At 69.7% G+C, this 25936-nt stretch carries 26 protein-coding genes; 12 read left to right on the plus strand and 14 right to left on the minus strand.

Features of this window, described 5'->3' with window-relative positions; translation table 11 throughout:
• Positions 1-52: 52 nt before the first annotated feature.
• Both HV742_RS22215 and HV742_RS22220 read right to left on the minus strand, forming a co-directional pair.
• Positions 53-1120 carry a glycerol dehydrogenase gene (locus HV742_RS22215; RefSeq protein WP_054517095.1) on the minus strand — a complete coding sequence of 356 codons (1068 nt, stop codon included), beginning with the start codon at positions 1118-1120 and terminating at the stop codon, positions 53-55.
• Positions 1121-1129: 9 nt separating this feature from the next.
• Positions 1130-1834 (minus strand): GntR family transcriptional regulator, encoded by a 705-nt coding sequence (locus HV742_RS22220; RefSeq protein WP_006387160.1) that lies wholly within the window; start codon positions 1832-1834, stop codon positions 1130-1132.
• A gap of 177 nt (positions 1835-2011) precedes the next feature.
• Between HV742_RS22220 and HV742_RS22225 the strand changes: the two genes are divergently transcribed.
• The 4 genes from HV742_RS22225 to HV742_RS22240 are packed head-to-tail and all read left to right on the plus strand — an operon-like array spanning position 2012 to position 6297.
• Complete coding sequence (locus HV742_RS22225) at positions 2012-2827, plus strand: transketolase (RefSeq protein ID WP_108913907.1); 816 nt, start codon at positions 2012-2014, stop codon at positions 2825-2827.
• Positions 2828-3814, plus strand: coding sequence for a transketolase family protein (locus HV742_RS22230; protein WP_175146367.1), 987 nt, complete (start codon positions 2828-2830; stop codon positions 3812-3814).
• Between the two features lie 56 nt (positions 3815-3870).
• The gene (locus HV742_RS22235) at positions 3871-4680 is read left to right on the plus strand and encodes a shikimate dehydrogenase family protein (protein WP_175146368.1); all 810 of its coding nucleotides are present in this window, start codon (positions 3871-3873) and stop codon (positions 4678-4680) included.
• An 18-nt stretch (positions 4681-4698) separates the two neighbouring features.
• On the plus strand, positions 4699-6297 hold the full coding sequence (locus tag HV742_RS22240) for a GMC family oxidoreductase (RefSeq protein WP_175146369.1): 1599 nt from the start codon (positions 4699-4701) through the stop codon (positions 6295-6297).
• An 84-nt stretch (positions 6298-6381) separates the two neighbouring features.
• Here the strand turns inward: HV742_RS22240 and HV742_RS22245 are convergent, their stop codons facing one another.
• The 7 genes from HV742_RS22245 to HV742_RS22275 are packed head-to-tail and all read right to left on the minus strand — an operon-like array spanning position 6382 to position 12031.
• Positions 6382-7485 carry a mandelate racemase/muconate lactonizing enzyme family protein gene (locus HV742_RS22245; RefSeq protein WP_175146370.1) on the minus strand — a complete coding sequence of 368 codons (1104 nt, stop codon included), beginning with the start codon at positions 7483-7485 and terminating at the stop codon, positions 6382-6384.
• Between the two features lie 13 nt (positions 7486-7498).
• The gene (locus tag HV742_RS22250; protein ID WP_175146371.1) at positions 7499-8317 is read right to left on the minus strand and encodes a transporter substrate-binding domain-containing protein; all 819 of its coding nucleotides are present in this window, start codon (positions 8315-8317) and stop codon (positions 7499-7501) included.
• A 53-nt stretch (positions 8318-8370) separates the two neighbouring features.
• Complete coding sequence (locus HV742_RS22255; RefSeq protein ID WP_175146372.1) at positions 8371-9102, minus strand: amino acid ABC transporter ATP-binding protein; 732 nt, start codon at positions 9100-9102, stop codon at positions 8371-8373.
• The gene (locus HV742_RS22260; protein WP_020928764.1) at positions 9086-9745 is read right to left on the minus strand and encodes an amino acid ABC transporter permease; all 660 of its coding nucleotides are present in this window, start codon (positions 9743-9745) and stop codon (positions 9086-9088) included. The genes HV742_RS22255 and HV742_RS22260 overlap by 17 nt, the downstream gene beginning before the upstream one ends.
• Positions 9746-9755: 10 nt before the next feature.
• A complete protein-coding gene (locus HV742_RS22265; RefSeq protein ID WP_054439958.1) occupies positions 9756-10439 on the minus strand; it encodes an amino acid ABC transporter permease in 684 nt (227 codons plus the stop codon).
• Between the two features lie 22 nt (positions 10440-10461).
• Positions 10462-11694, minus strand: a complete 1233-nt coding sequence (locus tag HV742_RS22270; RefSeq protein ID WP_020928762.1) for a UxaA family hydrolase — start codon at positions 11692-11694, stop codon at positions 10462-10464.
• A gap of 10 nt (positions 11695-11704) precedes the next feature.
• Positions 11705-12031 carry a UxaA family hydrolase gene (locus HV742_RS22275; protein ID WP_045953271.1) on the minus strand — a complete coding sequence of 109 codons (327 nt, stop codon included), beginning with the start codon at positions 12029-12031 and terminating at the stop codon, positions 11705-11707.
• Between the two features lie 248 nt (positions 12032-12279).
• Here HV742_RS22275 and HV742_RS22280 point away from each other — a divergent pair, with 248 nt between their 5' ends.
• The 3 genes from HV742_RS22280 to HV742_RS22290 are packed head-to-tail and all read left to right on the plus strand — an operon-like array spanning position 12280 to position 14819.
• Positions 12280-13050, plus strand: coding sequence for an SDR family oxidoreductase (locus HV742_RS22280; protein WP_059271797.1), 771 nt, complete (start codon positions 12280-12282; stop codon positions 13048-13050).
• Positions 13051-13087: 37 nt separating this feature from the next.
• A complete protein-coding gene (locus tag HV742_RS22285) occupies positions 13088-13942 on the plus strand; it encodes a fumarylacetoacetate hydrolase family protein (RefSeq protein ID WP_049073033.1) in 855 nt (284 codons plus the stop codon).
• 28 nt (positions 13943-13970) lie between these two features.
• Complete coding sequence (locus HV742_RS22290; protein ID WP_175146373.1) at positions 13971-14819, plus strand: IclR family transcriptional regulator; 849 nt, start codon at positions 13971-13973, stop codon at positions 14817-14819.
• On the opposite strand, the gene HV742_RS22295 is transcribed toward HV742_RS22290, so the two are convergent.
• The 3 genes from HV742_RS22295 to HV742_RS22305 all read right to left on the minus strand — a co-directional run bounded on the left by HV742_RS22295 (position 14798) and on the right by HV742_RS22305 (position 18318).
• A complete protein-coding gene (locus HV742_RS22295) occupies positions 14798-16006 on the minus strand; it encodes an AAA family ATPase (protein ID WP_254601218.1) in 1209 nt (402 codons plus the stop codon). The genes HV742_RS22290 and HV742_RS22295 overlap by 22 nt on opposite strands.
• Complete coding sequence (locus HV742_RS22300) at positions 16003-16872, minus strand: RNA ligase family protein (protein WP_024069770.1); 870 nt, start codon at positions 16870-16872, stop codon at positions 16003-16005. Before HV742_RS22300 ends, HV742_RS22295 begins: the two co-directional genes overlap by 4 nt.
• A 402-nt stretch (positions 16873-17274) precedes the next feature.
• Entirely contained in the window at positions 17275-18318 is a 1044-nt protein-coding gene (locus HV742_RS22305) for an alpha/beta fold hydrolase (RefSeq protein ID WP_175146374.1), read from the minus strand.
• Positions 18319-18509: 191 nt separating this feature from the next.
• On the opposite strand from HV742_RS22305, the gene HV742_RS22310 reads away from it, so the two are divergent.
• Positions 18510-19709 (plus strand): serine hydrolase domain-containing protein, encoded by a 1200-nt coding sequence (locus tag HV742_RS22310; protein ID WP_175146375.1) that lies wholly within the window; start codon positions 18510-18512, stop codon positions 19707-19709.
• Positions 19710-19810: 101 nt separating this feature from the next.
• On the opposite strand, the gene HV742_RS22315 is transcribed toward HV742_RS22310, so the two are convergent.
• Positions 19811-21256: an HD domain-containing phosphohydrolase gene (locus tag HV742_RS22315; RefSeq protein ID WP_175146376.1), complete on the minus strand. Its 1446-nt coding sequence runs from the start codon at positions 21254-21256 to the stop codon at positions 19811-19813.
• A gap of 157 nt (positions 21257-21413) precedes the next feature.
• On the opposite strand from HV742_RS22315, the gene HV742_RS22320 reads away from it, so the two are divergent.
• Positions 21414-22187 (plus strand): alpha/beta fold hydrolase, encoded by a 774-nt coding sequence (locus HV742_RS22320; protein ID WP_054417340.1) that lies wholly within the window; start codon positions 21414-21416, stop codon positions 22185-22187.
• Positions 22188-22263: 76 nt separating this feature from the next.
• On the opposite strand, the gene HV742_RS22325 is transcribed toward HV742_RS22320, so the two are convergent.
• Complete coding sequence (locus HV742_RS22325; RefSeq protein WP_059271784.1) at positions 22264-22962, minus strand: Crp/Fnr family transcriptional regulator; 699 nt, start codon at positions 22960-22962, stop codon at positions 22264-22266.
• A 186-nt stretch (positions 22963-23148) separates the two neighbouring features.
• Here HV742_RS22325 and HV742_RS22330 point away from each other — a divergent pair, with 186 nt between their 5' ends.
• From HV742_RS22330 to HV742_RS22340, 3 genes are read left to right on the plus strand one after another with little or no spacing between them, the layout of a single operon-like run.
• Positions 23149-24150, plus strand: a complete 1002-nt coding sequence (locus tag HV742_RS22330) for an ABC transporter substrate-binding protein (protein ID WP_175146377.1) — start codon at positions 23149-23151, stop codon at positions 24148-24150.
• A complete protein-coding gene (locus tag HV742_RS22335; protein ID WP_241083157.1) occupies positions 24134-25204 on the plus strand; it encodes a FecCD family ABC transporter permease in 1071 nt (356 codons plus the stop codon). Before HV742_RS22330 ends, HV742_RS22335 begins: the two co-directional genes overlap by 17 nt.
• Positions 25197-25931 (plus strand): ABC transporter ATP-binding protein, encoded by a 735-nt coding sequence (locus tag HV742_RS22340; RefSeq protein ID WP_175146378.1) that lies wholly within the window; start codon positions 25197-25199, stop codon positions 25929-25931. The genes HV742_RS22335 and HV742_RS22340 overlap by 8 nt, the downstream gene beginning before the upstream one ends.
• Positions 25932-25936: the final 5 nt, after the last annotated feature.

Genomic DNA, 25936 nt, shown 5'->3' on the forward strand with positions numbered 1-25936 from the left:
CGGCGCTCGCGGGCGCCGCCCGCGGGGCGCCGCCAGCGCGAGCGGCGGGGCGTCAGGCGTGGCGGCGCAAGGCGGCGACGAGGGTCTTGATGTCCAGCGGACGATCGAAATTGGCGGCATGGCGCGCGGCCAGCGTCAGCTCGGCCGCGCGCGCCAGTTCGGCGTCGGACGGCGCGGCCGCGCCCAGCGCCGCCAGCGTGGTGGGCAGTCCCACCTGTTCGTACCACTGTGTCAGCGTGGCCAGCATGCCGTCCTGGCGCGCCTCCAGGTCGAGCTGCACCAGCAGGCCGACGGCCACCTGCAGGCCGTGCGGCGCGCTGGCCAGGCCGGCGATCTTCGGCAGGCCGCGCGTCAGGGCGTGGGCGATCGACAGGCCGCCGCTCTCGAAGCCCAGGCCGCTCATCAGGATCATCGCTTCCACCACCCGTTCGAAGGCGGGCGTGGGCTGGCCGCTGCCGGCCACGGCCAGCGCGTCGGCGCCGTCGGCCAGCAGCGTGCGCAGGCAACCGTCGGCGATCAGCTGGGCGGTCAGCGGCGGGACGCCGTCGTACATGTTGCGTCCGCCGTTGCGGGCGCATTGTTCGGCTTCGAATTTCTTGGAGATGGCGTCACCCAGGCCGGCGCGGAAGAACGCCGCGGGCGCGGTGGCGATGACGGCGGTGTCGACCAGCACGATGGTGGGGTTGAACAGCATGTGCTCGACCGCCAGGAGGTTGTGATGGGCGTCGTACAGCACGTAGTTCTTGCTGGTGGGGGCGTCGTTGGAGGCCACCGTCGGCACCGTGACCAGGTGGCAGTGCTCGGCCTTGGCCACCGCCTTGCCGGCGTCCAGCGCCTTGCCGCCGCCCACCGCGATCACCATGTCGACGCCGGCGGCCGCGGCCTGCGCGCGCAGCGCCGCGATCGATTCGGGCGTGATGTCGCCCTCGACCGGCAGGGCCGTCAGCGCCACGCCGTGGGCGCCGCACAATGCCTCGATTCTCGGGCCCAGCACGCCCTGCACGTAGCGGTCGATGACCAGGGCGGCGCGGCGGCCGAACAGGGCGGCGTATCCGCCCAGCGCGTCGAGCGCGCCGGCTCCCTGGATGTAGCGGCCGGGAGCGCCGAAAATCTTCAGCATCGAGTCTTCCTATTTGCGAGGCCCGGGCGGGCGGTAGTCGAGTTCTTTTTCGCGTTCGACCAGCCAGTCGATCATGATCTTGCCGCCCCACACCAGGTCGGCCTGGATCGCCTTGGTGGCGGCTTCGGGGTCGCGCGCCTCCAGCGCGGCCAGCACGGCCTCGTGGCGGTGTTCATCCTGGGAGTAGTCCAGCCCCGCCGTCTTGATGTGGAACACCTTGAGGATCGGGCCGGTGATGACCCAGAACGATTCCACGGTGTTGCGCAGGATGGGCTTGTTGCTGGCTTCCAGGATGCCGAAGTGGAACTTGCGGTTCAGGTAGCTGGCGCGCTTGGGGTCGGTCGAGGTGCAGGAGATGAAGTCCTTCTGCAGCGCGATCAGGTTGTCCAGTTGCTTGCGCGTGATGTTCCTGGCGGCCTCGGCCGCGCCCATGCCTTCCAGGTGGAAGCGGATCTGTTGGATCTCGCGCAGCTTTTCCGAGTTGACATAGGGCACGTAGACCGCGGTGGCGGCCTGCATTTCCAAGCCCTGTTCGCTGATGAGGCGGAAGATGGCCTCGCGCACGGGCGTGATCGAGACGCCCATTTCCTGGGCCAGCTCGCCAATGATGAGGCGCTCTCCGGGTTCGTACTGCCCGTTGATCAGGGCGTTACGGATCTCGTTGTAGACCTTGACGGAGAGGTTCTCTTTTTTTACCGGTTTAAGGCTGGGCATGACGGTCGAGGCTTGGGTTCGATGGAATGGCGGAGGCCGTGAAACGGCGCCCGGCTGAATTCTATCCCGCCCTGGCCAATTCAAGCGCGATGGGTATATTATATATCATATATTCTGATAAGCGAAGGAGACGCCATGCGCCAGGACCGGGGAGACCCAAGCGAAGACGAGGTCCGGATGCTGCGGGAAAAGGCCCGCCACATCCGGTTGGAGACCATCCGGCTGATCGAGATCGCCAAGGTCGGGCATTACAGCTCGGTCTTTTCGTGCGCCGAGATCTTTGCCGCCCTGTATTACGACGTGATGCGGCTGCGGCCGGGCGAGCCGGCCTGGCCCGATCGCGACCGCTTCCTGATGGGCAAGGGCCATGCGGCCGTGGGCCTGTTCCCGGTGCTGGCCGACCACGGCTTCATCCCGCATGAACTGCTGGACGGCTACACCCGCCTGGGCAGCCCGCTGGGCGACCACCCCGACATGACCAAGGTGCCGGGCGTCGATTTCAGTTCCGGCTCCATCGGCCATGCGCTCTCGAATGGCGCCGGCATGGCGCTGGGCGGCCGCATGAGCCAGCGCGACTTCAACGTGTTCGTGATGCTGGGCGATGGCGAGATGCAGGAAGGGCAGGTGTGGGAGGCCGCGCTGTTCGCCGCGCACCATAAGCTGTCGCGCCTGGTGGCCATCATCGACCGCAATGGCTACCAGCTCGACGGCAAGGTCGACGACGTGATCGGCGTGGAATCGCTGCGCGACAAGTGGCAGGCCTTTGGCTGGGAGGTGCACGAGGTCGACGGCCATGACCTGGTGGCGCTGACCGCGCTGCTGCGGCGGTTGCGCGCGGACGAGGCGCGCGCGCGGCCGGCCTGCGTCATCGCCAAAACCATCAAGGGCAAGGGCGTTTCCTATATGGAAACCGAACCCGGCTGGCATCTGGGCTACCTGGCGCCGCAGGACGCGCAGGCCGCCATCGACGAAATCATGACCCGCGAGATCTGAATGGCACAGGCACAGACGCTTTCCCCCGATTCCTGGCAGTACCGCGCGCTGAACGCGGTGAACCCCGGGCTGTCGTATCTTTCCGACGCGCTGATCGACCTGGCGCGGGCCGGGCATCCGGTGGTGGCCGGCTCGGCCGACCTGCAGTATTCCAACGGCCTGAACCGCTTCGCCTCGGCCTATCCCGAGCGCTACGTGCAGTTCGGCATTTCCGAGCAGAACATGGTGTCGGCGGCGGCCGGGCTGGCCACCACCGGCGCGATGCCGTTCGTGGCGACCTTCGCCTCGTTCCTGGGCCTGCTGTGCTGCGAGCAGATCCGCATGGACGTGGCCTACACCAAATTGCCGGTGCGGCTGATCGGCCACCACACCGGCATCAGCCTGGGTTTCTATGGCACCTCGCACCACGCCACCGAGGACATCTCCACCATGCGCGCCATCGCCGGCCTGACCGTGGTGTCGCCGGCCGACGGGCCGCAGCTGGCCGCCGCCATCAAGGCCTCGGTGGACTGGCCCGAGCCAATCTACTTCCGCATCGGCCGTGGCCGCGACCCGCAGGTGTACGAGGACGGCGCGCCGTTCGCGTTCGGCCGCGCCATCGTCCATTCGGCCGGCAGCGACCTGAACATCATCGCCTGCGGCATCACGCTGCACGCGGCGCTGGAAGCGGCCGCCCGGATGCGCGAGGACGGCCTGTCGGTGGGCGTGATCGACATGCCCACCATCAAGCCGCTGGACCGCGAGGCGGTGCTGGCGGCGGCCGGACAGGCGCGCGCGCTGTTGACGGTGGAGGAACACAATGTGATGGGCGGCCTGGGCTCGGCGGTGGCCGAGGTGCTGGCCGATGCCGGCAGCGGCACGCGGCTGCGGCGCCATGGCATCTACGACGAGTACAGCCTGATCGCGCCGCCCACCACGCTGTACGCGCACTACCAGCTCGACGGCGCCGGCATCGAGGCGGTGGCGCGCGAAATCATCGCGCGATAGGGCGTGCCAGCATTCACGGGCGCCGGCCACCGGCGCCCCGACAAGGAGACAGAGCAATGAAGGAAATCAGCGGCAACACCCGCCTGTTCGGCATCCTGGCCGACCCGATCTACCACGTCAAAACCCCGCAGCGCATGAACGAGCATTTCGCCCGCATCGGCTTTGACGGCGTCTGCGTACCGTTCCATGCGCGGCCCGACAACCTGGCCGAAGTGGTGGCCGGGCTGCGCCGGCTGGAGAACCTGGGCGGCCTGATCGTCACCATGCCGCACAAGGCGGCGATCCTGGCCCTGGCCGACGAGGCCACGCCGGTGGCGCGCAAGATCGGCGCGGCCAACGTGGTGCGGCGCGAGGCCGACGGCCGCCTGGTGGCGCACATGCTGGACGGCGAGGGCTTCGTGCGCGGCCTGCGCACGCACGGCGTGGCGCCCGAGGGCAAGCGCGCCTATCTGGCCGGCGCCGGCGGCGCGGCCAACGCCATCGGCTTCGCGCTGGTGCAGGCGGGCGTGTCGCGGCTGACGATTGCCAACCGCACGCCGGCCAAGGCCGAGGACCTGAAGGCGCGCATCCTGTCGCTGCATCCCGGGGCCGACATCACGGTCGGCACGGCCGATCCGTCCGGCCATGAGCTGGTGGTCAACGGCACCTCGCTCGGCATGAAGCCGGACGACGCGCTGCCGCTGGACGCGGCGCGGCTGACGCCGGACCAGCTGGTGTGCGAGGTCATCATGCAGCCGGCCGACACGCCGCTGCTGGTGGCGGCGCGGGCGCGCGGCTGCAAGGTGCATTACGGCGCGCCGATGCTGGCCGGGCAGATCGAGCTGATGGCGGAAATGATGGGCGTGGCGCCGGCCGCGCAACGCTGAGGCGCGACGGACGAGACGATGGGCGACTACGACTTCATTATCGCGGGCGGCGGCACCGCCGGCTGCATCCTGGCCAACCGCCTGACGGCCGACGGCCGCCACCGGGTGCTGATGCTGGAAGCCGGGCACGAGGCGCGCAGCATGTGGATCTCGATCCCGGCGGGCTTTTCCAAGCTGCTGGTGAACCCGGACTACAACTGGCGCTTCGCCACCGAGCCGGAGGACAACGTCCATGGCCGCACCATCGCCGTGCCGCGCGGCAAGGGCCTGGGCGGTTCGACGCTGATCAACGGGATGATCTACGTGCGCGGCCGGCCGCAGGACTACGACGGCTGGGAGGCGGCCGGCGCCAGCGGCTGGGGCGCGGTCACGGCGCAACGCGTGTTCCGCAAGATCGAGTGCTATCCGCCCGGCGGCGAGACCCGCGGCAAGGACGGCCCGATGCACGTGGAGGAAGTGGCCGAGCGCTTTCCGCTGTCCGACGCCTTCCTGCGCGCGGCGCAGGAAGACGGGCTGCCGCTCAACCCCGACTACAACGCCGGCAGCCAGGACGGGGTCGGCTACTACCAGGTGGCGCAGCACCATGGCCGTCGCTGGAGCGTGGTGGACGGTTACCTGAAGCCGGCCGCGAACCGCAAGAACCTCACGGTGGAATGTGGCGCGCACGTGACGCGGCTGTTGTTCGAAGGCAAGCGTTGCGTCGGCGTGGCCTATCGCAGGAATGGCCAGGAGTTCACCGTGCGGGCGCGGCGCGAAACATTGCTGTGCCTGGGCGCGGTGCAGTCGCCGCAACTGCTGGAGCTGTCGGGCGTGGGCAGCCCCGCGCTGCTGCAATCGTTCGGCATTCCGCTGGTGCACGCGCAGCCGCGGGTGGGCGAGAACTACATCGACCACTTCGCCACGCGCATGAACTGGCGGGTCAGGAACACCGTGACGCTCAATGAGATGTCGCGCGGCTGGCGCCTGGCGCGGCAGGTGGCGCGCTACTACACCCGCCGCAAGGGCATCCTGACGCTGGGCACGGGCCTGGTGCACGGCTTCGTCAAGAGCGCGCCGGACCTGCCGGCGGCCGACGTGCAGTATTTCTTCGTGCACGCCAGCTACGCCAACGCGGCCGAGCGCATCCTTGACCGCGAGCCGGGCATGACCATCGGCGTGGCGCAACTGCGGCCGGAGTCGACGGGTTCCATTCATATCAAGTCGCCCGATCCCTTCGCCGCGCCGTCGATCCGTCCCAACTTCCTGTCCGCGCAGATCGATCGCGACAGCCTGGTGGGCGGCATGCGGGTGGCGCGGCGCATCGTGCAGCAGCCGGCTCTGCAGCGCTATATCGAGCGCGAGATGAGTCCGGGGCCGGACGTGGACAGCGACGAGCAATGGCTGGACTTCGCGCGCCGCAACGGCCAGACCATCTATCACCCGATCGGCACCTGCCGCATGGGCTCGGATGGCGGCGCGGTGACCGATCCGCGCCTGCGGGTCAACGGCATCGACGGCCTGCGGGTGGTGGACGCCTCGGTGATGCCGAAGATGGTGTCGGGCAACACGCAGGCGGCGGTGATGATGGTGGCCGAGCGCGGCGCCGAGATGATCCTGGAGGATGTTGCGGCGGCGTGATGGAGGGCGACCTCGAAGGAGAAGCCCGCGCCGGGTTCGCGGGCCGGCGCGGTTTGCGGGGCGGCCGCCGTCCGCCGCGCGCCCTCAGCCGTGGCGGCTGCGGTGCAGCGTCAGCTTGCCGAGGCGGTCCCAGTCCCAGGCGATGCCCAGGCCCGGATCTTCGGACGCAATGGCGCGGCCGTTCTCGATGCGCATGCCGTGCTCGGTCACCATGTCCAGTTGCGGGATGTATTCCAGCCAGCGGCTGTTGGGCACCGCGCAGCACAGCGCCACGTGGATCTCCATCAGGAAGTGCGGGCACACCGGCACGTTGTAGGCTTCGGCCATGTGCGCCACCTTGAGCCACGGCGTGATGCCGCCGATGCGGCCCACGTCCACCTGCACGATGGAGCAGGCCTCGCCCTGAAGGTAGTCCTTGAATTGCGACAGGCTGTAGAGCGATTCGCCCACGGCGACGGGCAGGGTGGTGGACTGGCTCAGGCGGCGATGGGCCTGCACGTCGTCGGCGTGGATGGGCTCCTCGAACCAGGCCAGGTCCAGCGGCTCGAAACAGCGCGCGCGGCGGATCGCCTCGGGTAGCGAGAAGCCCTGGTTGGCGTCGGTCATGATGTCCCAGTCCGCGCCGACGGCGGCGCGCACCGCGGACAGCCGCGCCACGTCCTCGGCCACGTGCGGCCGGCCGACCTTGATCTTCGCGCCGCCGAAGCCGGCCTCGCGCGCCTTGAGCGCCTCTTCCACCAGTTGCGAGGGCGGCAGGTGCAGCCAGCCGCCCTCGGTGGTGTAGAGCGGGATGTCCGACTTGGCGCCGCCCGCCAGCCGGTGCAGCGGCAGCCCGGCGCGGCGCGCGCGCAGGTCCCACAGCGCGGTGTCGATGGCGGCCAGCGCGATCGAGGTGAGCGCGCCCACGGTGGTGGCGTGCACGCGGTACATCAGGTCGCGCCAGAGCTGTTCGATGTCGGCGGCCTCGCGGCCCAGGAGCAGCGGCGCCAGGTGGTCGTCCAGCAGCCGGATCACGGACGAACCGCCGGTGCCGATGGTGTAGCTGTAGCCGGTGCCGGTGACGCCATCGGCGTCGGTGATGCGCACGATCGGCGTTTCCTGGCGCTCGAAGCTCTGCACGGCGTCGGTGCGCCGGACCTTGGGCTGCAGGTCGACCTGCAGGATCTCGACGGAAGCGATGCGGGCCATGGGGTCTCCTGGATCAGCCGCCGGCCTTGCCGACTTCCTGCGGCAGGTCGACGCCGTGGAACTGCTTGTAGATGGTGTTGAGCTCGCCGTTCTTGAGATTGGCGCGCACCCAGCCGTCCAGCTTGTCCTTGAGCGCCGGCTCGTTCTTGCGCAGGCCGATGGCCAGCATGTTCAGGCGCATCACGAACTTCGATTCCATCTGCTTGGCCGGCGCTTTTTCGTTGATGGTGCGCAGCAGGGCCGGCGCGGTGGCGAAGATGTCGGCCTGGCCGCTGACGACCGCGGTGATCGAGGTGGCGTCGTCGTCGAAGCGGATGATCTGCGCGTCCTTGGGGGCGATCCGGGTCAGCTCGGTGTCGTTGGTGGTGCCGCGGGTGGCGATGACCTTCTTGTTGGACAGGTCGGCCGCGCTGGTCAGCTTCATGTCCCTGGGCGCGCCGACCACCGCCAGGATGGCGGCGTAGGGCGTGGAGAAGTCGATGACCTTCTGGCGCTCGGGCGTGACCGACATGCTGGAGATGACGATGTCGGCCTTGCCGGTCTGCAGGAACGGCACGCGGTTGGCGCCGGTGGTGGGCACGATCTCCAGCGTCACGCCCAGGCTTTTGGCCAGCAGGCGCGCGGTCTCGACGTCGGAGCCGGTCGGGTTGAGCGCGGCGTCCTTCATGCCGTAGGGCGGCACGCCCAGGTCGATGGCCACGCGCAGCTTGCCGGCCTTCATGATGTCGTCGAGCTGGTCGGCGTGGGCGGCGCCGGACAGGGCCAGGCCGCCGATCAGGGCCAGGCCGGCGAAAGCGGCGCGCAGCCGCGGCGGGAATACGGACTTGTTCATGCGGGTTGTCTCCATTGTCGTTGTCATCGGGGCAGGGGGCGGGGCCGGCGGCCCTACAGTCCGCTGCCCAGGAACTGCCGCAGTTCCGGCGTGGCGGGGGCCGACAGCATGCTGGCCGGCCCCTGCTCCCAGACCTGTCCCTGGTGCATGAAGATGACCTTGTCGGCCACTTCGCGCGCGAACGCCATCTCGTGCGTGACCAGGATCATGGTCATGCCGTCGGCGGCGAGGCTTTCCATCACCTTGAGCACTTCGCCGGTCAGTTCCGGGTCGAGCGCCGAGGTCACTTCGTCGAACAGCATCACCTTGGGCTGCATCGCCAGCGAGCGGGCGATGGCCACGCGTTGCTGCTGGCCCCCCGACAGTTGCTCGGGATAGGCGTCGGCCTTGTCGGCCAGGCCGACGTGCGCCAGCGCCTGCATCGCCTGTTCGCGCGCCTGGGCCGGCTTGACGCCCTTGACCGAGCGCGGCGCCAGCGTGATGTTCTGCAGCGCCGTCATGTGCGGGAACAGGTTGTAGCTCTGGAACACGATGCCGACGTCCTTGCGCAGCGCGCGCAGGTCCAGCCCGTCGCTGTCGTGCAGCGCGTGGCCGCAGACGCGGATGGTGCCGGCGTCGGTGGTCTCGAGCCGGTCCATGCAGCGCAGCGCGGTGCTCTTGCCCGAGCCGCTCTTGCCGATGATGGCCGCGACCTCGCCGCGGTTGACGGAAAACGACACGCCGCGCAGCACGTGGGTGCCGCCGAAGCGCTTGTGGACCTGGTCCAGTTCAACGACGGGATGCATTGAGTCTCCTTTCCAAGGAACGGCTCCAGCGCGACAGCGGGTAGCACATGAGGAAGTACAGGACGGCGGCGCAGCCGAAATAGACGAAGGGCTGGAAGGTCGAGTTGTTGAGGATCTTGGCGTTGTAGGCCAGCTCCGGATAGCCGATCACCAGCGAGGCGATCGAGGTGTTCTTGATGATCTGCACCAGGAAGCCGACCGTGGGCGGGGTGGCGATGCGCAGCGCCTGCGGCAGCACCACCTTGGCCATGCGCTGCAGCCGCGACAGGCCCAGGCATTCGGCCGCTTCCCACTGGTTCTTCGGCACCGCCTGGATGCAGCCGCGCCAGATCTCGCCCAGGAAGGCGCTGGAGTAGATCGTCATGGCCAGGCCGGCCGCCGCCAGCGCCGACAGCTCGCCCAGGCCGAACAGGCTGGGGCCGAAGAAGCACAGGCCCATCAGCACCAGCAGCGGCGTGCCCTGGATCACCTGGATGTAGCCGGCGGCGGCCGCGCGCAGGGCGCGGCGCGGCGAGACGCGGGCCAGCGCCAGCAGCAGGCCGGCCAGGCCGCCACCGGCGAAGGTCCAGGCCGACAGCTTGACGGTGCCCCAGGCGCCTTCCACCAGATACCAGGCGTGTTGTTCGGGAATGAAGAAAGCCATGGCGCGTCCCCTACAGCGGCGTGCCGAGCTTGCGCCGGCGCGGGAACACGACCTGGGCCAGCAGCCAGAACCCCAGCCGCATCAGCCACGACAGCGCCAGGTACACGCCCCACAGCACGATGAAGACCTCGAAGTTGCGGTAGGTGTCCGACTGGATGCGGTTGGCCACGCCCAGCAGTTCCTCGGCGCCCACCGCCGACATGATGCTGGAGGCCAGCATCAGCAGCACGAACTGGCTGGTCAGCGACGGATAGACACGTTCGACCGCGGGACGCAGCACCACGTGCCAGAACACCTGCAGCCGCGACAGCGCCAGGCACTCGCCGGCCTCGAGCTGGTCCTTGGGGATGGATTCGATGCCGGCGCGCACGATCTCGCAGGTGTAGGCGCCGATGTTGATCACCAGCGCCAGCACCGCGCCCGCCATGATCGGCATGGTGAGGCCGGCGCTGGACAGGCCGAAGATGAGGAAATAGGCCTGGATCAGCAGCGGCGTGTTGCGGATCAGTTCCACATAGCCGCCGGCGACGGCGCGCAGCCAGCCCATGCGGCTGTTGCGCGCCAGCGCGCACAGCGTGCCGAGGATGAAGCCCAGCACGGTGGCGCAGAACGACAGCTTGACCGTGACCCACGCGCCCTGCGCGAGCAGGGGCCACTGTTCAAGCACCGAGGCGAAATCAAACGTGTAGTTCACCGTCTCGCTCCCTGGGGCCGGTTCAGGCCGCGCGGCTCAAGGGCAGGCAGGACGGGCCGATCGGCTCGAATGCCTTGTAGGTGAGGATGAATTCGCGGTGGCCCAGGTCCTCGGACTTGCTGGGCGCGCCGTTGGCGACCGCGCGGACCTGGGCGTGGATCTCCTCGGCCACCTCCTGCAGCGAGCCGCGGCCCTCCAGGATGCGGCCGGCGTCCACGTCCATGTCTTCGCCCAGGGCGCGATAGGTGTCGGGGTTGGCGCAGACCTTGATGACCGGGGAGACGGCCGAGCCCACCACCGAGCCGCGTCCGGTGGTGAACAGGATCACGTGCGAGCCGCAGGCGATCAGTTCGACGATCTCGGCGTTGTCGCTGATGTTGGGAAAGCCGAAGCGCGGCTCGCCGTCGGGCACCACGTCCAGCAGGTACAGGCCGCCGAAGGGCGGCACATCGCCCGGCTTGATGATGCCGTCGATGGGCGAGGCGCCGCTCTTGGCGTAGGCGCCGAGCGATTTTTCCTCGATGGTCGAGAGGCCGCCGTCGGCGTTGCCGGGCGCGAAGCTGCCGTGGCCCATGATGCTGTAGTAGCGCGCCGCCTTGTTGACGCAGGCCACGATCTCCTCGCCCAGCTCGGGCGTGGCGGCGCGGCGCCGCATGTGGAATTCGCAGCCGACCAGTTCGCCCGTCTCCTCGAAGATACAGGTGGCGTCCTGCGCGATCAGCATGTCGAAGGCGCGGCCCACCGCCGGGTTGGCGGTGATGCCGCTGGTGCCGTCCGAGCCGCCGCAGATGGTGCCGATCACCAGTTCGTCGATGCCCATGGGCACGCGCGCCTGTTGCGCCAGTTGCGCGACAGCGCCGCGCACCCAGGCGCGGCCTTCCGCCACGGTGCTGCGGGTGCCGCCGCGCTGCTGGATGGTCAGCGTCTGCACCGGACGGCCGGAGTCGGCGATGGCCGCTTCCAGCTTGCGCTTGTTCATGCTTTCACAGCCCAGCGACACCAGCAGCGCGGCGCCGACGTTGGGGTGGGTGGCGATGGCCGTCATCATGCGTTCGGCATAGGCGTTGGGGTAGCAGCCGGGAAAACCCACCAGGTGTACCTGCACGTCGCCGGCCAGGTCGCGGAAATCCAGCGCGATCTCGCGTGCCACGTGATGGGCGCATTCGACCAGGTAGGCGACGACGACCACGTTGCGGATGCCTTTGCGGCCGTCGGCGCGCGGATAGCCCTGCAAGGGCTGGGACAGATCGGTCATGGCGGAAACCTCAGTGCCGGTCGGTGAAGGCGCGGCCTTCTTCCAACGTGTAGGTGGGGGTGTAGTCGCTGTCGAGGTTGTGGGTGTGGATGTGGTCCCCGGCCGCGACGGCGGTGGTCAGGCTGCCGATGATGGCGCCGTACTTCAGGATCTTTTCGCCGGCCGGCATGGCGTGGCGCGCCAGCTTGTGGCCCAGGCCCAGCGGCGCGGCGATGACGGCGCTGCCGTCTTCGAGCTGCACGCGGGTCCCGGCGGGCAGGGCGCGACGCACGATCAGGCAGTTGTCTTCGGGGGAGATCAGCAGGAGCTGAGGGTCCAGGGTGGCTTGTCTCGTCATGATTTTTATGTGTTGATGTTTTGCATATAAAAGCAAGTTTCATATTCGTGGTCAACACACGTTTGCCCTTGGGTGAGGGAAAAATGGTTCAAATTCGGGTAATTACTGAGTTGTTCGGCAAGCCGCTGGCTTGCGGTGCGCCATAAATCCCGTATATTTGCTTTTATGAATGAAATTTAATTTTCATAAGGCAAATGAAGGCGGCCATCCGGCCGGCACTCCAGGCCTATCCACCCACGGGAAGAGACATGACCCTACGTTTGCAGGACAAGCGGGCGCTGGTCACGGCAGCCGGCAACGGCATCGGCCGCGCCAGCGCCCTGGCCATGGCGCGCGAGGGCGCCCAGGTCTGGGCCACCGACATCAACGAGGCGGCGCTGGCCGATCTGGCGCGGGAGGCCCGCGCGGCCGGCCTGGACGGATTGCGCACCCGCGTGCTGAACGTGCGCGACGGCGCCGCCGTGGCCGACTGCGCGCGCGAGACCGGCGCGGTCGACGTGCTGTTCAATTGCGCCGGCTTCGTCCACGCCGGCACCGTGCTGGACTGCGACGAGGCCGACTGGGACTTCAGCATGGACCTGAACGTCAAGGCCATGTACCGCACCATCCGCGCCTACCTGCCGCTGATGCTGGAACGCGGCGGCTCGATCATCAACATGGCCTCGGCCGCCTCCAGCGTGAAGGGCGTGCCCAACCGCTTCGTCTATGGCGCCTCCAAGGCCGCCGTGATCGGGCTGAGCAAGGCGGTGGCGGCGGACTTCGTGGCGCGCGGCATCCGCTGCAACGCGATCTGCCCCGGCACGGTCGAGTCGCCCTCGCTGCGCGAGCGCATCGCCGCGCAGGCGCGCCAGCAGGGCAGCGACGAAGCCGCGGTGCGCGCCGCCTTCGTGGCGCGCCAGCCCATCGGCCGCGTCGGCCGGGTGGAGGAGGTGGCCGCGCTGGCGGTCTACCTGGCCAGCGACGAATCGGCTTTCACTACCGGTACCATCCAGGTTATCGACGGCGGCTGGTCCAACTGAGCCGCCGCCCCGCTTTTTTCCCTTTCAAGGATTCCGCATGAAACTCGTACGCTACGGCCAGCCCGGCCAGGAAAAACCCGGCCTGATCGACGCCCAGGGCGCGCTGCGCGACCTGTCGGGCGTGGTGGCCGACATCGACACCGCCGCCATCGCCCCGGCCGAACTGGCCCGGCTGGCCAAGCTCGACCCCGCCAGCCTGCCGCGCGTGGACGGCGCGGTGCGCTACGGCTGCCCGGTCAACGGCGTCGGCAAGATCGTCTGCGTCGGCCTGAACTACGCCGACCACGCCGCCGAGTCCGGCCTGCCGGTGCCGGCCGAGCCGGTCCTGTTCCTCAAGCCCAGCTCGTCGCTGAGCGGCCCGAACGACCCGGTGATCATCCCGCGCGGCTCGGTCAAGACCGACTGGGAAGTGGAGCTGGGCGTGGTCATTGGCAAGAAGGCCTCGTACGTGGAAGAAAGCGAGGCCATGGACTACGTGGCCGGCTACACCGTGGTCAACGACGTGTCCGAGCGTGAATACCAGATCGAGCGCGGCGGCCAGTGGGACAAGGGCAAGGGCTGCGACACCTTCGCGCCGGTCGGCCCGTGGCTGGTGACGCGCGACGAGGTCGCCGATCCGCAGAACCTGGACATGTGGCTGGAAGTGAACGGCCATCGCTTCCAGAACGGCAGCACCCGCACCATGGTGTTCGGCGTGAAGACGCTGGTCAGCTACATCAGCCGCTTCATGTCGCTGATGCCGGGCGATATCATCAGCACCGGCACGCCGCCGGGCGTGGGCCTGGGCCAGAAGCCGCCGGTGTACCTGAAGGCGGGCGACGAGATGCGCCTGGGCATCGCCGGCCTGGGCGAGCAGCGGCAGGCCCTGCGGGCCTGGAGCCGGGCCGAATAAAATCGGGTTTCACTCCAACGCCGACGCCATGACCGCTTCCAAGATTTCCCCCGCCGATTTCACGCCGACCGAGGCCGACGCCGCCGACGCGCCGGGCGCGCAACGCTACGCCGCGCCCGCCCTGGAAAAGGGGCTGGACATCCTGGAGGCGCTGGCCGCCAGCCCGGCCGGCTACACGCTGGCCGAGCTGGCGCAGAAGATTGGCCGCAGCGTCAGCGAGATCTTCCGCATGGCGGTGACGCTGCAGCGGCGCGGCTTCGTGCAGGTCGACGACAACGACCGCTACACGCTGACGCTGAAGATGTTCGAGCTGGCGCACCGTCAGCAGCCGCTGAAATCGCTGGTGAGCGTGGCGCTGCCGCTGCTGCGCGAACTGGCCAACCGCGCGCGCCAGTCGTGCCACCTGGCGGTCTACCAGGCCGGCCGGGTGGTGGTGATCGCGCAGGTCGACAGTCCCGAGCGCTGGTCGTTCGGCCTGAAGGTGGGCGTGATGATGGGCCTGACCGACACGTCCTCGGGCCACGTGTTGCTGGCATTCCGCGACGAGGTCGAGCGCACCCGCATGCTGGCCGCCCACATCAAGGTGGAAGGCGAGCTGGAGTCCGACCCGGGCGAACTGTTCCCGATCCTGGCGGACGTGCGCAAGAACGGCTGCGCCTGCATGGCCAGCCGCCAGATCCGCGGCATCACCAACGTCGCCTATCCGGTGATGGGTGTGGGCAACCAGGTCATCGCCGCCATCAACGTGCCCCACATCGAGCGCATCGACCGCAAGGAATCGCCCAGCATCGCCCAGGTGCAGGAGATCGTCGCCAACGTCGCCCAGCGGCTGTCGACGCTGATGGGGTATAGCGGTTATCTGCCGGAGCAGGCGTAGGGGCCGGCTTCCGCCCCGTAGGCGCCGCCAGGCATGGCAGGCTGCCGCGCCTTCACCGCGTACACCACCCGATGCGCTTCCGTCGGCAGCGGCAGGTCCCAGCGGTGCAGCATGCCCAGCAGGGTCTTGTTGGGCAGCGACGTGTCGCGCCGGGCATTGCGCCGCAGCAGCTCGGCGCGCGGCTGCTCCAGGTACACCAGCTCGACCTCGGCGTGGTAGGCGTACAGCAGGTCCAGCGTCTTCTTGCGCATCAGCTGGCTGAGGTTGGTGGCGTTCCAGACGAACGGCCGCCGCTGGCGCAGCAATGCCTTGGCCCGGTCGATCGCCAGGTGCGCCACCTTGCCCTCGTTCTTGCCGTGCGCCAGGCCGAGCGCCTCGCGCGCGTCGTCGAACGACACCACCGGCAGGTCGGGGTGGTGCGCCGCCACCCAGCTGTTCTTGCCGCTGGCCGGCAGGCCCGACATGACGATGACGCGCGAGCCGGGCTCCTGGAACAGGGCGTAGTCCGGATGCACGTCGGCGCCGCGAAAGTAGCTGACGGCGGTGTGCGCGTCGGCGAAGCGCCGCGGCTGGCCATAGCAGTCCTCCTCGCGCGCGGCCTCGCGGAACAGCGCGATGTTGTCCAGCACCTGCTGCTGGTCGCGGCAGATGCGGCCGCGCATGTCGGCCTCGGCCAGCATCGCCAGCAGCGGAATGCTCAGTTGCCACGACAGCTCGCGCACGATGAATTCCACCGATTTGCCGCGACGGGAACCGGACAGCGCGAAGAACGGCACCTGGTGCACGGCGATCAGGCGGCAGATGGCCTCGCGCACGGCGAAGGGCACGCCGGCGTCCCACAGCGCGATGCGCGCGTCGATCGCGCCCCGGGTGGAATGGCCGGGTTGCGAAATCGCGCCGCTGGCCGGGTCGATCACCGTGGTGGCGTGCTTGGCGATGTCGTGCAGCAGCGCCGCCAGGAACACGATTTCCTGGTCGGCGCGGCTGGCGGCCTGGTAATCGGGCAGCGCCAGCAGGGCCTCGACCACCATGCGGGTGTGGGTCCAGACATCGCCCTCGCCGTGGTAGCGCGGGTCCTGCGGCGTGGTCTTGGCCAGCTCCAGCGCCGGAAAGGCCGCCAGACAGGCGGCGAAGTCCGGCGCCTGGCCGGCGGCGGGCGCCAGGGCCCGCAATTGTTCGAAGTTCATGATGCCTCCTTGTCGCCGCGCAGCGTGTCCCAATCGACCCGCGGACGCGGGGCGTACAGGTCGACGCCGGGCGCGAGCTGGTTGGGGACGTAGGGCTGCTCGGAATGGTGCTTGTCGGCGGCCAGGATGGCCTGGACGAAGTCGGCGCGCACCCATTTGTAGCGGCCCAGCGTCCTGCCGTCGGCCTCCACCTTGATGTACAGGCCTTCCGACAGGTCCGACTTGTCGCATTGCCGCCAGGCCAGCGCCAGGTCCAGGCCCTCGCGCCGCACGGTGGCCTCGAACGCGTCGCGCCACCGCGCCGTCTTGGCCAGCGAGGGCCGCAGCAGGGCCTTCAGGTCGGCCAGGCGCGCGGGCGCCAGGCCGTCGTACAGGACAGGCACCGACAGCACCGGGCCGCCGGCCAGCAGTTCGCGCCGCGCCTCGGTGGACAGGAAGGCGCCGGTGCGGCGGTCGAGCACGTCGAACTCGAAGAAGTGGTGCGGCAGCGCGTCGTAGAACACCGAGTGCTTTTTCGATAGCGTTTCGCCGTACATCACGTAGCGGTCTTCCAGCCGTTGCAGCAGCCAGCCGGCGTGGGCCTGGGCCCAGGCCTTGATGAAGTTGAATTGGCGTTCGCGTCCGCCGCCCACCAGGTAGTGGCCGCGCGATTGCAGCAGCAGGTCGCCCGCGGGGCTGAAACTGATGCCGGTGTTGGCGCCATCGAGTTTCTCTTCCACCACCAGGCGCAGGCCGCGCAGGTCGCGGTAAGGCACGTGGTCGTGGCCGTGGTCGCCCTCCTGCAGCCGCGAGCCTTCCAGGTGCGGGGTGCGGGGATAGCGGAACAGTTCAAGGGATTGCGCGCAGGCGCGGAAATCCGGCGTCATGGGTCTTCTCCAGGAAAAGTGGGGAAGCCGACGACGCGGTCTTGCGGGGACGGGAAGCGAGGGGGGATGTGTTGCGCGTTCCGGAACCGCGCCTGCCGCGGGTCGCGCTCAAGACCGGGAAGGTCGAGCCGCGTGAATGGACAGGCTGACCGCGATTACCGGAAGGTAGTCGTCGGCGTTTAGGCGAATTGACGAATGGCAGACACGTTGGCACCCGGAAGAAAAGGGGTTGTTGAAAAGCAAGGGCGCATCCTAAGGCAACGATGATGAGGCTGTCAACGCCGCGTCCGCCGGTTGTTGTCCGGCGGACACGCGGGGTTGCGTCCGGCACGGGGGGCGCGCCGGGCGGTATCGCGGTATCACGGCGCTATCACATTCAAATCACGATAGTGATTTTGAAATTCACAGCCGCGTCACCTGCAGCACCGCGTCGGCGAAGGCCTCGGGCGCTTCCTGCGGCAGGTTGTGGCCGATGCCGCCGGTCACGTCGACGTGACGGTACTTGCCGCTGAACTGGCCGGCATAGGTGGCGGGCGCGGGGTGCGGCGCGCCATTGGCGTCGCTTTCCAGCGTGATGGTGGGCACCGCGATCTTCGGCGCCACGGCCAGGCGCCGCTCCAGGTCGTCGTAGCGTGCCTCGCCCTGCGCCAGCCCGAGGCGCCAGCGGTAGTTGTGGATGACGATGGCGACGTGGTCGGGGTTGGCGAAGGCGCGGGCGCTGCGCGCGTAGGTGGCGTCGTCGAAGCGCCATTGCGGCGAGGCCAGTTGCCAGATAAGTTTGTTGAAGGCGTCGACGTTGGCGGCGTAGCCGGCCGCGCCGCGTTCGGTGGCGAAGTAGAACTGGTACCACCACTGGAACTCGGCCTGCGGCGGCAGCGGCTTGCGGTTGCCTTCCTGGCTGCCGATCAGGTAGCCGCTGACCGATACCAGCGCCTGGCAGCGTTCGGGCCAGAGCGCGGCCATGATGTTGGCGGTGCGCGCGCCCCAGTCGAAGCCGGCGATGACGGCCTTGCCGATCTTCAGGGCGTCCATCAGGGCGATGATGTCGACCGCCACCACCGCCTGTTCGCCGTTGCGCGCGGTATCGGCCGACAGGAAGCGGGTCGAGCCGTAGCCGCGCAGATACGGCACGATGACGCGGTAGCCGGCGGCGGTCAGGCGCGGCGTCACGTCGATGAAGCTGTGGATGTCGTAGGGCCAGCCGTGCAGCAGGATGGCGACCGGGCCGTTGGCCGGCCCGGCGTCGACGTAGCCGATGTCCAAATCGCCGGCGCGGATCTGGCGGATGGCGCTGAAGCTGGCCGTGCCGGTGGCGCGAGGGGCGATTGGCGCGGCGCCCTGGGCGCGCGCGCTGGCGCCCAGGCCCAGGTTCAGAAGGCTGGCGCCGGCCAGGGCCGAGGTGGTGCCGAGCAGGCGGCGGCGTCGGGTGTCGATGGGGTCGGGCATGGCGGGTCTCCGGGAAAGGGAAGTGACGGGGTGTGGCGCCGTTGTAGCCAGCCCGGCGGGGTGGGGGGTGTCGCAATGTACGGCGCGGGCGGGCGGATACATTGCGACTTGAATCTCCTTGTCCGCGCCGCCGGCGTCGCGCGCGGATGACGAGCGCGCGATGCCGGTTGTGCATTCGGCGCGGACTTGGCATGATCCGCGCCATGGCAATGGACCCGACCTCCCGCATCACGCGCCCGCGCGCCCGCCGCGCGGGCCGCGCCGCCGTGCGGCTGGCCCTGGGGTTGGCCGCGCTGACGGCCGCCGCCTATGCGGCCACGGCCGTGATGGAGATCCCGCCGCCGCACACGCTGTGGCGGCTGGAGGCGTCGGCGCCGTCGCGCCGCGGCGACCTGTTGCCGGCGCGGGTCGTGCCGGCCGCGGCCACGCCATCCGTGCTGGCGGCCAGCGCCTGGCCACCGCCCGCCACGGTGCCGTGGAAAGGCGCCGAAATTCCGTTCGAGCGGTTCCTGCAAAGCACCGCCACCAATGCGCTGGTGGTGCTGCGCGACGGCAGGCTGGAGTACGAGTGGTACCGGCCGGGCGTGCGCGCCAGCGACCCGCAGTCGTCGTGGTCGATGGCCAAGTCGGTGGTGTCGCTGCTGGTGGGCCAGGCGATCGCGCGCGGCGAGCTGCGCGAGGACGACCGCCTGACCACGCTGCTGCCCGAGCTGGCGGGCGCGGGCGATTACGACCGCGTCACGCTCGGGCATCTGCTGGACATGGCCTCGGGCATCGACGTGTCGGAGAATTACCGGGCCTATTGGCCTTTCACCGGCACCGCACGCATGTATCTGACGCGCGATCTGGCCGGGTTTGTGCACGACCACCGGCGCATGCATTTCACGCCGGGCAGCGCGGGCGACTACCGCAGCGTCGACACCCAGCTACTGGGCATGGCGCTGACGCGCGTGACCGGCAAGCCCCTGGCCGACCTGCTCGCCGAGCGGCTGTGGGGGCCGATGGGCGCGGAGTCCGCCGCCACCTGGAACCTGGACCGGCCCGGTGGCATCGAGAAGGCGTTCTGCTGCCTGAATGCCACGGCGCGCGACTTCGCGCGGGTCGGGCAGCGCGTGCTTGAGTCCGGGCAGGGCGCAGGCCTGGTCCCGGCCGCCTGGGTGGCGCGCATCGCGCGTCCCGCCCCGCATCCGGTCGACGGCTGGGGCTACGCCGCGCAATGGTGGGAACTGGAGCCCACGGGCGGGCCGGACTTCGCGGCCGTCGGCATCCATGGCCAGTACCTGTACGTGCATCCCGGCCGGCGCGTGGTGATCGTCAAGCTCAGCGACTACGGCGAGAACCAGGACGAGCGCGAGACCTATCGGGCGCTGCGGGCGATCGCCGATCGTTGAGGCGGTGGCGTGGGGCGCAGGGGTTTGGCCGGATCACGGCCCCTTTCGGGCGAATCCGCGCCCGGGCGTGTCGGGCGGCGGCGCCTGTCGCGCGGCGCCCGCTACAGCAGGCCCGAGGTCAGCGCCTTGAGCGTGGCGGCCGCGCGGGTCGAGCATTCCAGCTTGCGGAACACGCTTTCGACGTGGGTGCGCACCGTGCTGGGGCTGATGTTCAGCGCGCGCGCCGCTTCCTTGTTGCTGGCCCCCAGGCTGATCTGCCGCAGCACTTCCAGTTCGCGCTGCGACAGCGGCGAGACGGCGCGGCGCGGGGCGGCGGTTTCGCCGCCCGCCGCGGCGATGGCGGCCTCGGCCACGTCAGCATCGTAGCGGCCGGCGGCGGCCTCCTGGCGCAGTTGCCGCGCCGCGTCCGCCAGCGCAAGCGCGGGACGCCAGGGACGGTCCTCGCGCAGCGCCTGCAAGGTTACACAGGCGGCCAGCACCCGTTGCGGCAGGCCCAATGCCGTGCCCGCCGCGCCGCGGAAATAGCCGCTGCCATCCAGCCGTTCGTAGGCATACGAGGCCAGTTCGGCGGCCTCGCTCAGGCCCTTGATCTGGCGCGCCGCGCGCGCGGTCCAGTAGGGCATCAGGCGCACCTGCTCCCACTGGTCCGGCGACAGCTTGCCGCCGGTGTTCCACAGGCGGTTCGGCAGCGCGGCGCGGCCGATGCCGTGGACCAGCGCGGCGGCCTGCAATTGCGCCTGCGTCGCCGCGTCCAGGTCGAGCCGCGCGGCGGTGGCCACCGCCAGCGCCGCCACCCGGCGCGAATAGCCGGCCAGCCAGGGCAGCTTGAGTTCGGCCACGTCGGCCAGCAGCGTCAGCGCGGCGGGCGCGCCGCGGCAGCCGCCGGCCAGGTTCCAGTCGGCGCCGTCGGGCGGATCGGCGTCGATCCGGTCGAGCCAGGCCGGGCCGTGGCGCGCGGCCAGCGCGGCGATGTCGGCGGGATACTTGGCGCCGGCCTGCTGGCGCAGGAAGTACAGCGCGCTGTCGCGGCCATGGGCGCGGCTGAGGATCTCCAGGTCGCTGGCGGCGTTGACGATGAACGCCAGCGGCGAGACGGCGCCGCCGTCCAGCGCCTGCGGCATGCCCTTGCCATCGTGGCGCTCGAAGGCGTGGCGCAGACCGGTCACGACCGCGTCGGGCATGCCCAGGCTGACGGCGACGTCGCCGGAAATCTCGCAATGGATCAGCGCCAGCGGCACGATCAGCGACTGCGTGCGCGCGTCCAGCGGGGGCAGGGTCTGCGCCATCATGGCCTCGCGCGAGGCGATGTCGTCGCCCAGCAGCTCGGCGAAGCCGCCGGCGTTGGCGGTGCAGCCTGACCAGCGCAGCAGCGCCACCGCGCGGGCGTGGTCCTGGCCGGCCGCATCCAGGCCGTGCGCGGCGGCCAGCAGGCCCGCCAGGCAGGCGGTGCGGCGCGAATGGTCGGTGGCGCGGCCCATGCTGAGGTCGCCGATGAAGGCCATGGCCAGCACGGCGTCGGTCAGTTCTATGGCGCTATCGGCGATCATGGGGGCAGGCGGGGCGATGAATGGGGGCGGCAGGAGAGGGCGGGAAGGCGAGAACCGGCGCATCGGTCAATCATCCGATACCGCGCGACGGGCGGGAAAACGACACTGGCGTCAACCAAGCGCCACGTCGGCGCTGGACCCCGAAAAAGGAATCGTCATGAAGCGCCATATTATCGCAGCCTCCCTCCTGGTCGCCGGCCTGTTCGCCGCGCCCGTTTCGCAGTCGTTCGCCGCCGAACCGGCCGCCGCGCGGCCGTCCGTCGTCATCGTGCATGGCGCCTTCGCCGACGGCTCGGACTGGGCCAAGGTGGTCGCCCTGTTGCAGGCCAAGGGCGTGCAGGTGCAGGCGGTGCAGAACCCGCTGGAATCGCTGGCCGGCGACGTGGCCGCGGCCAACCGCGCCATCGACAACCAGCCCGGCAAGGTGGTGCTGGTCGGCCATTCGTGGGGCGGCACGGTGATCACCGAGGCCGGCAACCATCCCAAGGTCGCCAGCCTGGTCTACGTGGCCGCCTTCGCGCCCGATGCCGGCCAGTCGGTGGCGACGCTGACCGAGGGCACGCCCAAGGCGCCGGGTTCGGACAGCATCGGCGCCGACAGCCACGGCTGGCTGAGCCTGTCGCCCGCCGGCCTGGCGCGCGATTTCGCGCAGGATGTGCCGGCCGCGCAGGCCCGGGTGATGGCGGCCACGCAGGGCCCGATCAAGGCCAGCGCCTTTGGCGAAGCGGTGTCGACCGCCGCGTGGAAGACCAAGCCGTCGTGGTTCGTCGTCAGCAACCACGACCGCATGATCCTGCCGGCGCTGCAACACCAGATGGCCAAGCGCATCGGCGCCAAGGTCACCGACCTGCAGACCAGCCACGTGCCGCAGCAATCGCAGCCGGACGCCGTGGCGCGGGTGATCCTGGACGCGGTGGCCAGCGTGAAGTGAGGGCTGTGACCGCCCGGCGACGTGACATCGGGCGGTCACGCATGAACGCCGCGCGTCCGTCGGGACACGCGGCGTTTCAGCATCCGGACGCCAGTTGTTCGAGCGGTGCGAGCCGCAGCACGTAGAGCGTGCCGGCGCGGCTGGCGATGATGCCTTCGCGGCGCCACTTGGAGAAGATGCGGCTGAGGGTCTCGGCCCGCATGCCGAGCTTGACGGCGATCTGCGAGTGGCTGAGCGGCAGGGTCAGCGGCTGGCCGGCCTGAGGCTTGCCGGCGCGCAGCACGTATTCGGCCAGGCGTTCCTGCGCCGAACTGGAAGTGAGCCAGTCGATCCGGTCGGTGTGATGCCGCACCAGCGCGGCGCCGTGGGCGGCGACGCGGCAGGCGAAGCGGCCGTCGTCGCGACACAGCTGCAGGAAGGCGCCTTGATGCAGCAGGCAACCATTGCCGTCGCGGCGGGCGCGGACATGATGCAGGTGGCGCGGCGTCGGCTCGAACATGGCCAGCACCGACAGCCAGCCGCCCGGGCCGACTTCGCCAAATACCTTGTCATCGCCATCGGCGGTGTAGCGCAGGCCCTGGACCAGCCCCTCGCACACCAGCAGGCACGCGGTTGCCGGCTGGCCTTCGGAAAACAGCGTGTCACCCGCCTCGAAGCGCAGCCAATGGGCGCGCGCCGCCAGCGCGCCGAGCGCGGCGTCGGCGATGCCCTCGAACCAGGGATGGCGCCGCAACGCGGCGAGCAGAAGCGACTGAGACGAATTGACAATAGTCATTTGATCGGCGGAGGTGGATACCTAGAATTCGAATCGAAAATGATTCCTGTTCAAGATGCCCTCCCCGTGAAAAAATACAAGGCCTGGACCGCGCCGCAACCGCGCCGTCTTATAAGTTCTCCCATTGCCTTGAGCGCCTTGTCGGCGGCGTTGTCATGGTCGTCTGGTGCGGCGGCGCAGGGCCCCGTGCGCTTTACCGACATGCTCGGCAACCCGGTCACGCAGGCCGCGCCTTCGACGCGCGCGGTCTCGCTGCCGATGCCGGGCGGCACGCTGTTGATGTCATTGGACGGCGGTTCGTCGCGCCACCTGGCGGGCATGCATCCCGACTCCTTTGCGCGCATGGCGGACCCGGTGCCGTCGCGCCTGTTCCCGCACATGGAAAGCGTGCGCTCGGACATTACCCGGTCGGGCTTCGTGCCGAACGTGGAAACCCTGTTGCAGATCCGTCCCGACATGGTGTGGCAGTGGGGTCACATGGGCGACGACCTGATCGCGCCGCTGCGCAACGCCGGCCTGCCGGTGGCGGCGCTGCTGTACGGCACCGACGTGCGCACCCGCGAATGGATCCGGCTGATGGGGCATTCGCTCGGGCGGGATGCGCAAGCCGCCCGGCTGCTGGCGTGGCGCGACGAGGTGCGCGCGCAGATCCTTCGCGTCACCGGCGGCCTGCGCGCCGACGAGCGGCCGGGCGTGCTGTACCTGTCGCGCTACCGGCCGCAATTGCGCACGTCGGGCGCGGGCAGCAGTTTCGATGATGACATCCAGCTGACTGGCGGGCGCAACGTGGCCGCGGCGGTGGTCGGCACCGGCCAATCGGTCGGCATCGAGCAGATCATGGCCTGGGCGCCCGATGTGATCCTGCTGAACAACTTCGAGTCGGGCCTGACGCCCGCCATGATCTATGCCGATCCGCTGTTCGCGGATATTCCGGCCGTGCGCAGCCATCGCGTCTACATGATTCCGGCCGGCGGCTATATCTGGGATCCCCCCAGCCAGGAATCGCCGTTGTACTGGCAGTGGCTGAGCCAGTTGTTGCATCCGAAGCGATTCGACTGGCCGCTGCGCGAGCGCATCGCGCAGGCCTACGCCTGGCTGTACGGCTATGACATCGACGCGGCCGATATCGACAAGGTGCTGCGCATGCGCTTGAACCACGGAGCCGCCGGCTATGACCGCCTGCGCTGAACGGAATCCCGCGCGGGGCGACGATCGGCGGCGCGCCTGGCCCTGGTGGCTGATGATCGCCGCGGCGCCGCTGTCGGCCCTGGCCGCGTTGTGCGTGGGGCGTTATGCGTTGCCGGCCTCTCATGTGGGCGCCGCGCTGGCCGGATGGGCGCTGCCCGACGGCCTGGCATCCTGGCTGCCGACCGTCGCCGACGCCGAGCGCCGGGTGGTATTGCTGGTGCGCCTGCCGCGGGTGCTGCTGGCGCTGCTGGCCGGCTCCAGCCTGGCGCTGTGCGGCGCGGCCTTGCAGGGCGCCTTCCGCAACCCCCTGGTCGGGCCGCAGATCCTCGGCATTTCGTCCGGCGCCGCGTTTGGCGGGTGCGCGGCGATCCTGCTGTTCTCGTCGCTGTGGGCGACGTTGGGATTCGCTTTCGCGGGCGGCCTGCTGGCGGTGGCCATCGTCTACCTGCTGGGCCGCTCGCGGGGGCGCACCACCATCCTGATGCTGGTGCTGGCGGGCGTGGTCACCAGCGCGTTCTTTTCCGCGCTGATCTCGCTGGCCACCTATTTCGCCGATCCCTACGACAGCCTGCCGGCGATCGTGTTCTGGCTGATGGGCAGCTTCGCCACGGCGTCCTACGTCAAGCTGGGGGCGGCGGTGGCGCCCATCGCGGCGGGCATGGGGCTGTTGTTCGCGCTGCGGTTCCGCATCAACGTGCTGTCGCTGGGGGACGAGCAGGCCAGCGCCATGGGGCTGGCGGTCGAGCCGCTGCGCTGGATGCTGCTGGGCTGCGCCACGCTGGTGGTGTCGGCCAGTGTGGCGGTGTCGGGCACGGTGGGCTGGGTCGGGCTGGTGGTGCCGCACATTGCGCGCATGCTGGTCGGCCCCGATCACCGCGTGCTGCTGCCCGCCAGCGCCTTGCTTGGCGGCACCTACATGGTGTGGGTCGATACCGTGGCCCGCAGCGCCACCAGCGCCGAGATTCCGCTGGGCGTGATCACCGCGCTGGTCGGCGCGCCCCTGTTCGCGTGGCTGTTGCGCCGCACGCAGGGCCGGGAGGCGGGCCATGCTTGAACTGGATCGCCTTGCCGTGCAGGCCGGCGGCCGCCTGCTGCTGTCCGACCTGTCGCTGCGCGTGCCCGCCGGCAGCGTGCTGGCCGTGCTGGGGCCGAACGGCCGGGGCAAGACCACCTTGCTCAAGACGTTGCTGGGGGTGCAGCCGCCGGCCGCTGGCGCGGTGCGCCTGCGCGGCCACGCCGCCTATGTGCCGCAGCGCACCGATTCGCTGTTCGCCTACGACGTGCTGGCCATGGTGACCATGGGCCGCGTGCGGCACCTGCGCTGGTGGGCCTCGCCCGGCCCGGGCGACCGCGACATCGCCCGCGAGTGCCTGCGCGCCGTGCGGCTGGAGCATCTGGCGGCGCGGCCCTTTCACGCGCTCAGCGGCGGCGAACAGCAGTTGGCCTGCATCGCGCGGGCCATGGCCAGCGCCAGCCCCATCATCGTGCTGGACGAGCCCAGCGCGGCGCTCGACCTGCGCAACCAGGACGTGATCCTGACGCTGCTGCGGCGGCTGGCGGGCGAGGGCATGACGGTGGTGTTCTCGACCCACCAGCCGCAGCACGCGCAGCACATCGCCGACCAGACCCTGTTGATGCATCCCGACGCCTGCGAGGCCGGGCCCACCGGGCAGATGTGCACCGACGAACGCCTGAGCCGGCTGTATGGATTGCCGGTGCGGGTAACCATCATCACCGCCGACCGCCGCGAGGTGCCGGGCGTGATTCCTCTTTTCCATTGAATCCG

It is taken from the genome of Achromobacter ruhlandii (genome assembly GCF_902859695.1).
GTDB lineage: Bacteria > Pseudomonadota > Gammaproteobacteria > Burkholderiales > Burkholderiaceae_B > Achromobacter > Achromobacter ruhlandii.

Coding starts and splice junctions, on each gene's coding strand:
- HV742_RS22215 (WP_054517095.1), bottom strand. CDS start 1,120: ATGCTGAAGATTTTCGGCGCTCCCGGCCGCTACATCCAGGGAGCCGGC.
- HV742_RS22220 (WP_006387160.1), bottom strand. CDS start 1,834: ATGCCCAGCCTTAAACCGGTAAAAAAAGAGAACCTCTCCGTCAAGGTC.
- HV742_RS22225 (WP_108913907.1), top strand. CDS start 2,012: ATGCTGCGGGAAAAGGCCCGCCACATCCGGTTGGAGACCATCCGGCTG.
- HV742_RS22230 (WP_175146367.1), top strand. CDS start 2,828: ATGGCACAGGCACAGACGCTTTCCCCCGATTCCTGGCAGTACCGCGCG.
- HV742_RS22235 (WP_175146368.1), top strand. CDS start 3,871: ATGAAGGAAATCAGCGGCAACACCCGCCTGTTCGGCATCCTGGCCGAC.
- HV742_RS22240 (WP_175146369.1), top strand. CDS start 4,699: ATGGGCGACTACGACTTCATTATCGCGGGCGGCGGCACCGCCGGCTGC.
- HV742_RS22245 (WP_175146370.1), bottom strand. CDS start 7,485: ATGGCCCGCATCGCTTCCGTCGAGATCCTGCAGGTCGACCTGCAGCCC.
- HV742_RS22250 (WP_175146371.1), bottom strand. CDS start 8,317: ATGAACAAGTCCGTATTCCCGCCGCGGCTGCGCGCCGCTTTCGCCGGC.
- HV742_RS22255 (WP_175146372.1), bottom strand. CDS start 9,102: ATGCATCCCGTCGTTGAACTGGACCAGGTCCACAAGCGCTTCGGCGGC.
- HV742_RS22260 (WP_020928764.1), bottom strand. CDS start 9,745: ATGGCTTTCTTCATTCCCGAACAACACGCCTGGTATCTGGTGGAAGGC.
- HV742_RS22270 (WP_020928762.1), bottom strand. CDS start 11,694: ATGACCGATCTGTCCCAGCCCTTGCAGGGCTATCCGCGCGCCGACGGC.
- HV742_RS22275 (WP_045953271.1), bottom strand. CDS start 12,031: ATGACGAGACAAGCCACCCTGGACCCTCAGCTCCTGCTGATCTCCCCC.
- HV742_RS22280 (WP_059271797.1), top strand. CDS start 12,280: ATGACCCTACGTTTGCAGGACAAGCGGGCGCTGGTCACGGCAGCCGGC.
- HV742_RS22285 (WP_049073033.1), top strand. CDS start 13,088: ATGAAACTCGTACGCTACGGCCAGCCCGGCCAGGAAAAACCCGGCCTG.
- HV742_RS22290 (WP_175146373.1), top strand. CDS start 13,971: ATGACCGCTTCCAAGATTTCCCCCGCCGATTTCACGCCGACCGAGGCC.
- HV742_RS22295 (WP_254601218.1), bottom strand. CDS start 16,006: ATGAACTTCGAACAATTGCGGGCCCTGGCGCCCGCCGCCGGCCAGGCG.
- HV742_RS22300 (WP_024069770.1), bottom strand. CDS start 16,872: ATGACGCCGGATTTCCGCGCCTGCGCGCAATCCCTTGAACTGTTCCGC.
- HV742_RS22305 (WP_175146374.1), bottom strand. CDS start 18,318: ATGCCCGACCCCATCGACACCCGACGCCGCCGCCTGCTCGGCACCACC.
- HV742_RS22310 (WP_175146375.1), top strand. CDS start 18,510: ATGATCCGCGCCATGGCAATGGACCCGACCTCCCGCATCACGCGCCCG.
- HV742_RS22315 (WP_175146376.1), bottom strand. CDS start 21,256: ATGATCGCCGATAGCGCCATAGAACTGACCGACGCCGTGCTGGCCATG.
- HV742_RS22320 (WP_054417340.1), top strand. CDS start 21,414: ATGAAGCGCCATATTATCGCAGCCTCCCTCCTGGTCGCCGGCCTGTTC.
- HV742_RS22325 (WP_059271784.1), bottom strand. CDS start 22,962: ATGACTATTGTCAATTCGTCTCAGTCGCTTCTGCTCGCCGCGTTGCGG.
- HV742_RS22335 (WP_241083157.1), top strand. CDS start 24,134: ATGACCGCCTGCGCTGAACGGAATCCCGCGCGGGGCGACGATCGGCGG.
- HV742_RS22340 (WP_175146378.1), top strand. CDS start 25,197: ATGCTTGAACTGGATCGCCTTGCCGTGCAGGCCGGCGGCCGCCTGCTG.